At 69.0% G+C, this 12,798-nt stretch carries 11 protein-coding genes; 4 read left to right on the forward strand and 7 right to left on the reverse strand.

The window, feature by feature from the left end; genetic code table 11:
- Positions 1-162: 162 nt before the first annotated feature.
- The 5 genes from H181DRAFT_RS06205 to H181DRAFT_RS06225 all read right to left on the reverse strand — a co-directional run bounded on the left by H181DRAFT_RS06205 (position 163) and on the right by H181DRAFT_RS06225 (position 3,776).
- A complete protein-coding gene (locus H181DRAFT_RS06205) occupies positions 163-1,275 on the reverse strand; it encodes a DUF475 domain-containing protein (RefSeq protein WP_045863222.1) in 1,113 nt (370 codons plus the stop codon).
- A gap of 38 nt (positions 1,276-1,313) precedes the next feature.
- Positions 1,314-1,892 carry a TerD family protein gene (locus tag H181DRAFT_RS06210; RefSeq protein WP_045863223.1) on the reverse strand — a complete coding sequence of 193 codons (579 nt, stop codon included), beginning with the start codon at positions 1,890-1,892 and terminating at the stop codon, positions 1,314-1,316.
- A gap of 108 nt (positions 1,893-2,000) precedes the next feature.
- Complete coding sequence (locus H181DRAFT_RS06215; RefSeq protein WP_045863224.1) at positions 2,001-2,576, reverse strand: TerD family protein; 576 nt, start codon at positions 2,574-2,576, stop codon at positions 2,001-2,003.
- Positions 2,577-2,687: 111 nt separating this feature from the next.
- Complete coding sequence (locus tag H181DRAFT_RS06220; RefSeq protein WP_045863225.1) at positions 2,688-3,146, reverse strand: peroxiredoxin; 459 nt, start codon at positions 3,144-3,146, stop codon at positions 2,688-2,690.
- Between the two features lie 189 nt (positions 3,147-3,335).
- Complete coding sequence (locus tag H181DRAFT_RS06225) at positions 3,336-3,776, reverse strand: DUF3052 domain-containing protein (protein WP_045863226.1); 441 nt, start codon at positions 3,774-3,776, stop codon at positions 3,336-3,338.
- Between the two features lie 405 nt (positions 3,777-4,181).
- On the opposite strand from H181DRAFT_RS06225, the gene aceE reads away from it, so the two are divergent.
- Entirely contained in the window at positions 4,182-6,929 is a 2,748-nt protein-coding gene (aceE, locus tag H181DRAFT_RS06230) for a pyruvate dehydrogenase (acetyl-transferring), homodimeric type (RefSeq protein ID WP_045863227.1), read from the forward strand.
- A 93-nt stretch (positions 6,930-7,022) separates the two neighbouring features.
- On the opposite strand, the gene H181DRAFT_RS29640 is transcribed toward aceE, so the two are convergent.
- Together H181DRAFT_RS29640 and H181DRAFT_RS06240 are read right to left on the reverse strand one after the other, a co-directional pair.
- A complete protein-coding gene (locus H181DRAFT_RS29640; RefSeq protein WP_078895535.1) occupies positions 7,023-7,496 on the reverse strand; it encodes a peptidase inhibitor family I36 protein in 474 nt (157 codons plus the stop codon).
- 340 nt (positions 7,497-7,836) lie between these two features.
- Positions 7,837-9,453: an MFS transporter gene (locus H181DRAFT_RS06240; RefSeq protein ID WP_045863228.1), complete on the reverse strand. Its 1,617-nt coding sequence runs from the start codon at positions 9,451-9,453 to the stop codon at positions 7,837-7,839.
- 110 nt (positions 9,454-9,563) lie between these two features.
- Here H181DRAFT_RS06240 and H181DRAFT_RS06245 point away from each other — a divergent pair, with 110 nt between their 5' ends.
- The 3 genes from H181DRAFT_RS06245 to H181DRAFT_RS06255 all read left to right on the forward strand — a co-directional run bounded on the left by H181DRAFT_RS06245 (position 9,564) and on the right by H181DRAFT_RS06255 (position 12,665).
- A complete protein-coding gene (locus H181DRAFT_RS06245; RefSeq protein ID WP_045863229.1) occupies positions 9,564-10,277 on the forward strand; it encodes a TetR/AcrR family transcriptional regulator in 714 nt (237 codons plus the stop codon).
- A gap of 210 nt (positions 10,278-10,487) precedes the next feature.
- On the forward strand, positions 10,488-11,678 hold the full coding sequence (locus H181DRAFT_RS06250; RefSeq protein ID WP_045863497.1) for an alpha/beta hydrolase: 1,191 nt from the start codon (positions 10,488-10,490) through the stop codon (positions 11,676-11,678).
- Positions 11,679-11,756: 78 nt separating this feature from the next.
- Complete coding sequence (locus H181DRAFT_RS06255) at positions 11,757-12,665, forward strand: DUF4429 domain-containing protein (protein ID WP_045863498.1); 909 nt, start codon at positions 11,757-11,759, stop codon at positions 12,663-12,665.
- Positions 12,666-12,798 lie beyond the last annotated feature (133 nt).

Consider the following 12,798-nt stretch of genomic DNA (forward strand, 5'->3'; position numbering starts at 1 on the left):
CAACTGCCGCGGGGCGGCTCCGAGTCGGGACTCGGAGCCGCCCCGCAAGAAGCGTTCCGCAAACAGGCCTCGATGACACCCGGATCGGTCAGCCCGACCGGCCACCGCGATGGCTCGCCCAGTGGCACGTCACGTCGTGGCGCCGACCTCCTCGCGGTCCGACTAGCCTCCGCCGTTCTCAGCGGCCTCGACGGCCTTGTTGCGGCGCACCGAGGACCAGAACGAGGCCGCGATCAGCCCGACACCGACCAGGCCGGTGACCACCTCGTTGATCTGGAACTTGATGGTGATGAGCAGGATGGCCGCCAGGGCACCGATCGCGTAGTGCGCACCGTGCTCGAGATAGACGTAGTCGTCGAGGGTGCCCTGACGGACGAGGTAGACCGTCAGCGACCTGACGTACATCGCGCCGATACCGAGGCCGAGCGCCATCCAGAAGATGTGGTTGGTGATCGCGAAGGCACCGATGACGCCGTCGAAGGAGAACGACGCGTCCAGCACCTCCAGGTAGAGGAACATGAAGAACGCGGCCTTGCCGGCGAGACCGACAAGGGACGGATCCTTGCCTTCCCGCTTGGCCTGCTCCTCCGCTTCGTGCTCGCGCTCCTCCTCCTCTTCGAGCTTGTTCTCGAAGTGACTGGAGAGACCGCCCACGAGGAGGTACGTGATGAGCCCCGCGACGCCCGAGAGCAGCACTGTGGCGGACTTGTCCGCATGCGCGCCGCCGTGCTGGTGCGCCTCGACGGCGAAGGTCATGGCCGAGACCATCAGCACGATCAGGGCGATGCACACGGAGAGCATGTCCACCTTGCCGAGCTTGGCCAGGGGACGCTCCAGCCAGGCGAGCCACTTGTGCTCGCGGTCCTCGAAGATGAAGTCGAGGAAGATCATCAGCAGGAACATCCCGCCGTAGGCCGCGATGGCCGGGTGGGCGTCCGTGACCAACTGCTCGTACTTGGTGGGGCTGTCCAGCGCGAGCTGCACGGCCTCGATGGGGCCGATCTTGGCACTGATGGCCACGATGACGACCGGGAAGACCAGCCGCATCCCGAAGACCGCGATGAGGATGCCGATGGTGAGGAAGATCTTCTGCCAGAAGGCGTTCATCTTCTTCAGCACACCGGCGTTGACTACGGCGTTGTCGAAGGACAGCGAGATCTCAAGGACGGACAGGATCGCCACCACGGCGAACCCTTGCCACCCCCAGAACAGCGCCGCGAAAGCCAGGCCGACGGCAGTGACGCCGAAGGACCAGCCGAAAGTTTTCAGGACCACTGGGCTACCAATCCGCTTTACGAACAAATGACCTTGGCTTACGAAACATTGACCCCGAAGTCTAGAGCGATGCCTCGCAGCCCAGAGGCGTACCCCTGTCCAACGGCCCGGAACTTCCACTCGCCGCTGTACCGGTAGAGCTCACCGAAGATCATGGCGGTCTCGGCCGAGGCGTCTTCGGTGAGGTCGTAGCGGGCGAGCTCCTGGCCGTCCTCCTGATTGAGGACGCGGATGTAGGCGTCGGTGACCTGCCCGAACGCCTGGTGCCGGTTGTCTGCGTCGTAAATGGAGACCGGAAAGACGATCTTGTCCACGTTCGCGGGAACGAGCCCGAGGTCCACCAGGACCGTCTCGTCGTCCTCGCTGCCCGAGCCGCCCACCAGTTCGTCGCCGGTGTGCTCGACCGATCCCTCGGGACTCTTCAGGTTGTTGTAGAAGACGAAGTACTCGTCGCCCAGCACCTTGCCGTTCGCGCAGAGCAGCGCGCTGGCGTCCAGGTCGAAGGCCGCTCCGGTGGTGGAGCGGGCCCTCCAGCCCAGACCGACCTGGACCTGCCTCAGATTGGGTGCGGCCTTCGAGAGGGAGACGTTTCCCCCCTTGGCGAGCGTGACGCCCATGATCTGTTCCTCTCCCCGATGGCTGGTGCGACCAGTCTGCCGACATCACCAGGCGCCGCACACCTCCCGGTTACGGAAGGCTGCGGCGCCGGTGGCTGCCGGGATCTCTCAGACGTTGACCCCGAAGTCCTGCGCGATTCCCCGCAGGCCCGAGGCGTAACCCTGGCCGATGGCGCGGAACTTCCACTCCGCGCCGTGGCGGTAGAGCTCGCCGAAGACCATGGCCGTCTCCGTCGAGGCGTCCTCGCTGAGGTCGTAACGCGCCAGCTCGTTGTTGTCGGCCTGGTTCACGACCCGGATGTAGGCGTTGCGGACCTGCCCGAAGCTCTGCTGGCGGGTCTCCGCCTCGTAGATGGAGACCGGGAAGACGATCTTCTCGACGTCGGCGGGCACGCCGGCGAGGTTCACCTTGATGACCTCGTCGTCACCCTCGCCCTCACCGGTGAGGTTGTCGCCGGTGTGCTCGACGGAGCCGTCGGGGCTCTTGAGGTTGTTGAAGAAGACGAAGTTCTGGTCATTGCCGACCTTGCCCTCGGCGTTCGCCAGCAGGGCGCTGGCGTCGAGGTCGAAGTCCGAACCTGTGGTGGTACGGGCGTCCCAGCCGAGACCGACGATGACGGCGGTCAGGTTCGGGGCTTCCTTGGTCAGCGAGACGTTGCCGCCCTTGCTGAGGCTGACTCCCACGAGTCCTCCAGGTGTCTGTTCGCACGGAGCACTGCGTGCCCCCGCTGTTTCGGTTGCCTACTGATCAACGAGTGGATCCTGGTGAGCGGTTCCCCCACCCCCAGCCTTCACTCAGAGGTTTTGCAGGGCCTTGGCGTACTCGGTCAGGTCCCGGGCGTCCGGGAGGCCGTTGACGACCGTCCAGCGCACGACGCCCTCCTTGTCGATGATGAAGGTGCCGCGCACCGCGCAGCCCTTCTCCTCGTCGAAGACGCCGAAGGCGCGGGAGACCTCGCCGTGCGGCCAGAAGTCGGAGAGGAGGGGGTACTCCAGGCCTTCCTGGTCCGCGAAGACGCGCAGGGCGAAAGGAGAGTCGTTCGAGACCGCGAGCAGCTGCACGTCGTCGTTGACGAACGTCGGCAACTCGTCACGCAGCGCGCACAGTTCGCCCGTGCAGACGCCCGTGAAGGCGAAGGGGTAGAAGAGCAGAACGACGTTCTTCTTCCCCTTGAAGTCCGAGAGCGAGACGGCCTCGCCGTGCTGGCTCTTCAGCGTGAAGTCCGGTGCCTTGGTTCCGGCCTCGATAGCCATAGGAAGAAGGGACCCTTCTGTGGAGACGGCGTGTTCGTACGTCCCGTCGCGGGGGCCGCAATGGGCACGCGGCCGGTTCCCGTGGGGACTCGCCCCAGTCTTTCACTCTCGGCGACGGAACAGGACGGCCCCCGGCAGCCTTGCCGCCGGGGGCCGTACCTCGGAGTCCGCATGCTCGCCGGAGCGCCGTTACCGCTTGCCTGTGCGAGCGGCCTTGGGAGTCACAAGACGACTGCCGCTCCAGTCCTTGCCCGCGTTGACGGTGCTGGTCTGGGCGAGCCCGGCGGTCTGTGCCGCCTCGCCGATCTCACTCGGCTCCACATAGCCCTCGCGGCCCGTCTTGGGCGTCAGCAGCCAGACCGGAGAACCCGCGTCGATCATCGTGGTGGCGTCCACCAGCGCGTCCGTCAGGTCGCCGTCCTCCTCGCGGAACCACAGCATCACGGCGTCGGCGACGTCGTCATGATCCTCATCGACGAGCTCCGTACCCGTGATGGCCTCGATTCCCTCACGGAGTGCCTGCTCGACGTCGTCGTCGTAGCCGAGCTCCTGGACCACCTGTCCGGGCTGGAAACCCAGCCTTGCGGCGGGGTTGGTCCGCTCCTCCGCGTGGTCCGCGGTCGCGCTCACGGATTGCCTCCTGTCTCTTGCTGGAATGTGCCTTGCGCCCCGCGCGCACGCGAGGCAATGGCCGTAGTCCACACGGGCAGGGCGGATCGCGCAAGTACCCCACCATCCATCCCGCCCAAACGTTGACGTGTCCTCCCACAATGCCCGATGAGCAGTGATTCACACCACAGTGCTCCGGTGACTACGGCCGGGTTCGGCAGTAGTTGTCACGCCTGTTCCGGGCGAGGCACGACCCGGCCCGTCCCGGCGTAGGGTTGCAGATCGGCCGCCCTCTCCGAGCCCCTCCGAGGGCCTGCGGGACGGAACCGGGTTACCTCTCAGTAGAGATGACGTGAGCGCACCGGCGGTACACGATGGAGGCGGCGCGACACCATGCAGAGCAATAACGAACAGCGAAGGAACAGCGTGGCTTCCGGATCCGATCGCAACCCGATCATCATTGGCGGCCTTCCCAGCCAGGTCCCGGATTTCGATCCCGAGGAGACCCAGGAGTGGCTCGACTCGCTCGACGCGGCCGTCGACGAGCGGGGCCGGGGACGTGCCCGCTATCTCATGCTCCGGCTCATCGAGCGCGCACGCGAAAAGCGCGTCGCCGTCCCGGAGATGCGCAGCACGGACTACGTCAACACGATCGCGACGAAGGACGAACCGTTCTTCCCCGGCAACGAGGAGATCGAGCGGAAGGTCCTCAACGCGACCCGGTGGAACGCCGCGGTCATGGTCTCGCGCGCGCAGCGCCCGGGCATCGGCGTGGGCGGCCACATCGCCACCTTCGCCTCGTCGGCGTCGCTCTACGACGTCGGCTTCAACCACTTCTTCCGCGGCAAGGACGAGGGTGACGGCGGGGACCAGGTCTTCTTCCAGGGCCACGCCTCCCCCGGCATCTACGCGCGCGCCTTCCTGCTGGACCGCCTCTCCGAGGCGCAGCTCGACGGGTTCCGCCAGGAGAAGAGCAAGGCACCGGACGGCCTCTCCAGCTATCCCCACCCGCGGTCGATGCCCGACTTCTGGGAGTTCCCCACGGTCTCCATGGGCCTGGGGCCCATCGGTGCGATCTACCAGGCCCGCATGAACCGCTACATGGAGGCGCGCGGCATCGCGGACACCTCCCGGTCCCACGTGTGGGCGTTCCTCGGCGACGGCGAGATGGACGAGCCGGAGTCTCTGGGCCAGCTCTCGCTGGCCGCCCGCGAAGGGCTGGACAACCTCACCTTCGTGATCAACTGCAACCTGCAGCGCCTCGACGGCCCCGTGCGGGGTAACGGGAAGATCATCCAGGAGCTGGAGTCGTACTTCCGGGGCGCCGGCTGGAACGTGATCAAACTGGTCTGGGACCGCTCCTGGGACCCGCTGCTGGCGCAGGACCGCGACGGCGTGCTCGTCAACAAGCTCAACACCACGCCCGACGGCCAGTTCCAGACCTACGCGACGGAGACCGGCGCCTACATCCGCGACCACTTCTTCGGCGGCGACCAGCGGCTCCGGGCGATGGCCGAGAACATGACCGACGACCAGCTTCTGCACCTGGGACGCGGCGGCCACGACCACCGCAAGGTGTACGCGGCGTACAAGGCGGCCAAGGAGCACCAGGGCCAGCCGACGGTGATCCTCGCGCAGACCATCAAGGGCTGGACGCTCGGCCCGAACTTCGAGGGCCGCAACGCCACGCACCAGATGAAGAAGCTGACGGTCGACGACCTCAAGGGCTTCCGCGACCGGCTGCGCCTGCCGATCCCCGACAAGGAGCTGGAGTCGGGCGCACCGCCGTACTACCACCCCGGGCGGGACTCCGAGGAGATCCAGTACATGCACGACCGCCGCCGGGAGCTCGGCGGTTACGTGCCGACCCGGCTGAACCGGGCGAAGCCGCTGAAGCTCCCCGGCGACAAGGCGTACGCGGCGGTCAAGAAGGGCTCCGGACAGCAGCAGATCGCCACCACCATGGCCTTCGTGCGGCTGCTGAAGGACCTCATGCGGGACAAGGAGATCGGCAAGCGCTTCGTGCCGATCGCTCCCGACGAGTACCGCACCTTCGGAATGGACTCGTTCTTCCCCTCGGCGAAGATCTACAACCCGCTGGGCCAGAGCTACGAGTCCGTGGACCGCGAACTGCTGCTCGCCTACAAGGAGTCGCCGACCGGGCAGATGCTGCACGACGGCATCACCGAGGCGGGCTGCACCGCCGCGGCGACCGCTGTCGGCTCCGCGTACGCCACCCACGGCGAGCCGCTGATCCCGATCTACGTCTTCTACTCGATGTTCGGCTTCCAGCGGACCGGCGACCAGTTCTGGCAGATGGCGGACCAGCTGGCCCGCGGCTTCGTCCTTGGCGCGACCGCGGGACGTACGACCCTCACGGGAGAGGGCCTGCAGCACGCGGACGGCCACTCCCAGCTGCTCGCCTCGACGAACCCCGCGGCCGTCTCCTACGACCCGGCGTTCGGTTTCGAGATCGCGCACATCGTCAAGGACGGCCTGCGGCGGATGTACGGCTCCAGCGAGGAGCACCCGCAGGGAGAGGACGTCTTCTACTACCTCACCGTCTACAACGAGCCGATCCGGCAGCCGGCCGAGCCGGAGGACGTGGACGTCGAGGGGATCCTCCAGGGGCTCCACCGCTACAAGGAGGGCACGAAGGGCACCCTCGGCGCCCAGATCCTCGCCTCCGGTGTGGCGGTGCCCTGGGCGCTGGAGGCGCAGCAGATCCTGGCCGACGACTGGAACGTCAAGGCGGACGTCTGGTCGGCGACTTCGTGGAACGAACTGCGCCGCGAGGCGGTGGACGCAGAGGAGCACAATCTGCTGCACCCGGAGGAGGAGCAGCACGTGCCCTACGTGACGCGCAAGCTCCAGAACGCCGAGGGGCCGAAGGTGGCCGTCTCGGACTGGATGCGCTCCGTGCCCGACCAGATCGCCCGCTGGGTCCCCGGCACCTACCACTCGCTGGGTGCGGACGGCTTCGGGTTCGCCGACACCCGCGGCGCGGCGCGGCGCTTCTTCCACATCGACGCGCCGACGATCGTCCTCGCCGTGCTCACCGAGCTGGCGAAGGAGGGGAAGATCGACCGCTCCGCGCTGAAGCAGGCCGTCGACCGCTACAACCTGCTCGACGTCGCTGCGGCGGACCCGGGCCCCGCGGGCGGCGACGCGTAGGACGGACGCAGCACGGCCAGAGGCACCGCTCGTGGTCCGGCGAGAACGCCGGACCACGGCGGTGCTCCGCCGGAGCCCCGGGGAGCGCGCCATTCAGCGCTCCCAGACCTTGAGGGCCCGCACGCGGTACGCGGCCTCGGGTGTCCAGGCTCCGGAGGGGTGGGTGTGGAACTCCCCCGTCTCGGCGCACTCTTCGCTCTGATAGACCGTCACGGGACGGCCTGTGCGGTTCGCGAACGACCGGGCACTCATGCCTTCCGGCAGACGCTCGCAGCTCCCGACCGAGACGGTGCTCAGCTCGTAGGCCCGGCGTTTCCCGCGGAACTCCTGCCTCTCCCAGACGCACATCTCCCCCGCTGCGCACTCCCCCAGCTTCGAGGCGCCCTGGTGCGTCGCCGCTGAACGCGCCACCGGCACCGCCGACGCGGCCGGTGAGGCCGCGAAGCCGCCTCCGAGAGCGGCCGAGAACGCGAGCGCCGCGGCGATGCTCCGGGCCGGACCGGTGCGGCCCGGCCTCGCGGCCCGCCCGGGCTTCGGCCCTGAGATGCGCGTGCTCTTCGCGGACATGCTGATCACTTCCCCCGTCTACGGCCGGACGTGGTCGCCCGGCATCGAGATCAGGATGTTCCGCGACCGGGACCCCCGCCAAGGCAAATCGTCCCGATTCACCGGGAGAGGGGGCGAAGTTGTCCACAAGTGGGGATTCGTCCACAGGTGGCTTCGTCAACAGGCTGCTTCGTCAACAGGCTCCTCAAGCCGTAGACAGAGACAGCGGGGCGCCGGGCCCCGGACTCCGACACGCCGACAGGGCGGAACAGCCAGGCTGTTCCGCCCTGTCCCCGGGACGGCCACTGCCGTCTCCGTCGGGTTCTCCGGCGCGCCGGACGTCAGTGAGCCGCCACGCGCCTCACACGTGCACCGAGGGGCCCGCGTCCGCCGACCCCCGCTTGGTGAAGAAGGCGACTCCCGCGGCGAGTACGGCGACGATGCCGGCGCATGTGAACGCGAGCCCCATGCCGGACATGAAGGAGTCGTGGACGACGCCCTTGACCGCTGCGGCGATCTGCTCGGGCGTCCCCTCCGGGGACGGCGGTACGACTCCGACCTCGGCCGCGCTCTTGAGCTGGCCCTCCTGCGCGGGCGCGAGCGGCGGCAGCTTGGCGTCCGTCCACTTCTCGGGAAGCACCGTGTCCACGCGGGAGGCCATGACGACGCCGAGTACCGCCGTGCCGAGGCTGCCTCCGACCTGCATGGCGGCCTGCTGGAGTCCGCCCGCGACGCCCGCGTGCTCGAGTGGCGCGTTGCCGACGATGACCTCCGTCGCACCGACCATCACCGGGGCCAGGCCGAGGCCCAGCAGGGCGAACCAGAACGAGGTGACCGCGAAGCTGCTGTCCGTCTCCAGCGAGGAGAGGCCGAACATCGCGACCGCGGCGATGACCATGGCCGTGACCAGTGGTCCTCGCGGTCCGACCTTGGAGATCACGGTGCCGGCCAGCGGCGAGGCGACGATCATCATCGCGGTGAGGGGCAGCAGCCGTACGCCGCTGTCGACCGGCGACATGCCGTGGACGTTCTGCAGGTAGAAGGTGACGAAGAAGATGCCGCCCATGAAGCCGAAGGCCATGAGCACCATCAGCACGGTGCCCGCCGTCAGCGGGACCGAGCGGAACATGCTCAGCGGCAGCAGCGGCTCGCTCGCCTTGGACTCCCAGACGCCGAAGACGAGGAACGTGACGAGGGCGCCTGCGAGGAAGCCGAGGGTCGCGGTGTCGCCCCAGCCCCACTCGGGGGCCTTGATGAGCGCCCAGATGAGGCAGAACATCGCGACGGACAGCAGGACGATCCCCGGGAAGTCGAAGGAACGCGGTGCGTTCTCGGCGCGGTGGTCGCGGAGGATCAGCAGGCCCATCACCACCGCGAGGAGCCCGACCGGGATGTTGATGAAGAACACCGACTCCCAGCTGACGTGCTCGACCAGCAGTCCGCCCACGATGGGCCCCGCCGCCGTCGAGGCACCGATGACCGCTCCCCAGATGCCGATGGCCGCGTTGAGCTTCTCCGCGGGGAAGGTGGCGCGCAGCAGCCCGAGCGCGGCGGGCATCAGCAGCGCGCCGAACAGCCCCTGGAGCACCCGGAAGGCGACGACCAGGGAGACGCTGCCGCCCAGTCCGATGGCGCCGGAGGAGGCCGCGAAGCCGACGACGCCGACGAGGAAGGTCTGCCGGTGACCGAACCGGTCGCCGAGCTTGCCCGCCGTGATCAGCGCGACGGCGAGGGCGAGAAGATATCCGTTGGTGATCCACTGGACATCGGCGAGTGACGCCTGGAGGTCCTGCTGGATGGCAGGGTTGGCGATCGCGACGATCGTCCCGTCGAGAGCGACCATGGTGATCCCGATCGCCACGGTGACGAGGGTCAGCCACGGATGGCCGCGAAGGCCCGGACCGGTGCCAGGTATGGCCGTGCCCTCAGGGCGGGGCGGCTCGGCCTGGCCCTTGTCCATGCTGATCTGTGAGCTCATGGCGCGAGGTTAGTGACAGTCGCTGACAATTGACAAACGAAAACGTTCGTCGCTACATGTCGGACTGCTCACACGATTCGTGCGCAGCACACCACTGGGAGGTGGCAAGCGTGACGGGACTGCGAGAGCGCAAGAAGCAGCGAACCCGGGACTCCCTCATCCGCGCCGCCCACGAGCTCTTCGTCGGGCAGGGGTACGAGGCGACGACCGTCGACGAGATCGTCGCCGCCGTGGACGTCTCCCAGCGGACCTTCTTCCGCTACTTCGCGAGCAAGGAAGAGGTGGCGTTCGCACTGCAGACGCTCGTCTCGGAGCGCTACCTGGAGGCGGTGCGCCGCCGCCCGCCCGGCGGCTCCCCCGTACAGGTGCTGCGCAGCACGCTCGACGAGACGTGGGAGAGCATCGGCGAGGCGATCGAGGAGGTCGTCCCCCTGCCGCTGCACATGCAGATGTGGCAGATCATCGAGACGACGCCCTCGCTCGTCGCCGTCCACTTGCGCCATTCCATGGAGATGGAGGAGCGGCTCGCCGCGGAGATCGCCCGGCGCGAGGGCGTGGACCTGGAGGGGGACCCGCGGCCGCGCGTCCTGGTCGCGGCGTTCTCCGGTGTGATGAGGGCGGCCAGCCGCTGCTGGGGATCGGGTGGGGACACCACTGTGCGGGCCGCCCGGCAGAAGGTCGAGACGTACGTGGACCAGCTCGGCCCGGCCCTCGGGCAGGACTGGGGAACGCCCGGAGCGCGCCCCCCGGGCACCGGCGCACGCTCCCAACTGCCCTCCGCCTCCACGCCCCGTACGCCTCCGGAGACCGCACCCTCCAACTGACCGCCGGCCCGTCGCGGCCGCGATCCCGCAGCTCGTCGCGGCCCGCGAATCGACGCGGCCTCTTGGTGGCACCGGACTGACCCGATCAGGCGTGGCGAAACGTGAGATGACTCACGGCACGCACGAGGACTCGGCAGTGTCTCCTAGGGTTGTCGCCCAGTGACTTCCTTCTCCGCCTTCAGCAACCCCCTGTCCGGGCACGGCATCGGATTGCCGCCGGCAGGGTCGCCGGGCGCCAACTTCTGGCGCGGGGCGCTGGCACTCGTGGTGGTGCTCGTCCTCCTCGCGACCACCGGCTGGACGGCGATCCGCGAGCACGACGGCACCCCCGGCCCGTACGCGGCGGCCCTGCTGGCCTGGGAGAAGGGGAGCATCGCCGGGCGGCAGCTGCCGGATCCCGACGACGCGCCGGCCTCCTTGAACCGCTTCTTCCGGTCACTCAGCACGGCGCAGAAGGACCGCCTCGCGGACCGCTACCCGCTCGTGGTGGGCAACCTCGGGGGCGCCCCCGTGAAGCTGCGCTACCAGGCGAACCACAACGCGCTCCTCAAGGCGCGCGACGTGGAGCGCGAACGCGTCTCCGACGAGCGGCTCACCGATCAGGGACGCCACACGGCCGAGCGACGCCTGCACCGCTTCGAGTCCCTGCTGCGTTCCGAACGCCAGATCATCGCCTTCGATCCGACCGGCAGCGGCCGGGCGGCCGAGGTGTTCGGCGATCTCGAGCGGGCGAGGCGGGTGTCGGTCGTCGTCCCGGGCGTCGACACCGACCTGCTGTCCTTCGAGAAGTCCGGCGAGCCGTACTCGGCGCCGGCCGGCATGGCACGCGCCCTGCAGGAGCGGCAGCGGACGGCCGCGCCGCACGTCCCGACCGCGACGATCGCCTGGGCGGACTACACCGCACCCACCGGGCTGGGCGTGGAGGCCGCCTCCGGTCATCTGGCCGAGGACGGCGCGGAGAGGCTCGACAGGTTCGTCGACGGACTGCCCGGCTCACGGATCGCCCTGTTCTGCCACAGCTACGGCTCGGTGGTGTGCGGGGAGGCCGCCGGGGACCTGCCGCCCCGGGTCACCGACATCACCGCGTCGGGAAGCCCCGGCATGCGCGTCGACCACGCCGCCCAGCTCGGCACCCGTGCCCGCGTCTGGGCGGTACGCGACAAGGACGACTGGATCGCCGACGTCCCGCACATGGAGGTCGGCGGTCTCGGCCACGGCGCCGACCCGGTCGCCCCCTCGTTCGGGGCGCGCAGGCTCTCCGCGGTCGATGCGATCGGGCACACCGGCTACTACGTGCCGGGCACCGACAGCCTGGACAACTTCGCCGACATCGCGACAGGCTCGTACGAGGCGGTCAACTGCGCCACGAGCGACCCCGGCTGCCTCGGAGTGACCGCCTGAGCCCTGCCGCAGCAGGGAATTACGCGCGTAGCGCTGAGGAGGGGGACGTGGCGGCAGCTCACGCATACGATGGGCCGCATGGGTGACGTACTGGCTGGAATACACTCCACCTGGGAGTTCGATTCGGACTCCGTGCTCATCCGCTTCGAACGGGGGATCCGCACGCCGAAGCTCTTCCACGTGCTGGGGGAGCGCCGCATCCCGTACGAGGCGCTGAGTCATGTCGAACTCACGCCAGGTGGCAAACGCGGAACCGTCGTGCTGCGCGCCGAGCCCCGCGAAGGCGCCGATCCGCTGGTGGAGGCCGCGGCCGGACAGCTCAAGGACGGATGCGACCCGTACCGGCTGGTGCTGCCCGCCGAACGCGAGACGCTTGCCGAGTACTACGCGACCGAGCTGCGCGCCGTCCTGAACGGGGACGCGGGCAAACCCGCCGAGCACCATCTGGTCGCGGCTCCGCTGCCGCCGCAGAGCTTCAAGGCCTTCGACGGAAAGGCGTCCTTCGACGGGAAGACCGTCTTCTTCCGCTGGTTCTGGACGGGGGCGTCGTCCACCAAATGGAAGGCGGGAGACCAGAGTTTCCAGGTCGGCGATCTGGAGGGCGTCGAGTGGCGGTCGCCCGAGATCGCGGGGGGCCACCTGCGCCTGCTGCCGCGTGAAGGGCGGGCGCCTGACGCCGGCGAACCCGACAAGGACCCTGCCTCGGTGGTCTTCGGCGTCGGCTACGGGCTCGTGCACGAGTCGCTGCCGTTCGCCGCGTCGGTGCTCGAGGCCCTGCGGGCGGCGGAGCCGGAGAGCTCTCCGGTTCCGGTCGCCGCGCCGGCCTCGGCGGCGCCGGGCCAGAACGCGCGCAGCGCCCACCCCGGCCGCTCGGACCCCGCGGACATCGCCGAACGCATCCGGCATCTCGGCGAGCTCCACGAGGCCGGGCTGCTGACGGACGACGAGTTCTCCCAGAAGAAGGCCGACCTGCTGGCAGAGCTCTGAGCCCGAGGCCGGCCATCCGCCGGGGCTCCCCGCCGAGCTACATCCACCAGACCGTCGTCCGAGCCTGCCGGCCCACTGGCCGAGCGCCCGCTCCACCGAGGACACGGTCCTCGCCCCTACTGCGGTAGGGGGC

The sequence above is a fragment of the Streptomyces sp. WMMB 714 genome (assembly GCF_900090125.1).
Classification (GTDB): domain Bacteria; phylum Actinomycetota; class Actinomycetes; order Streptomycetales; family Streptomycetaceae; genus Streptomyces; species Streptomyces daqingensis.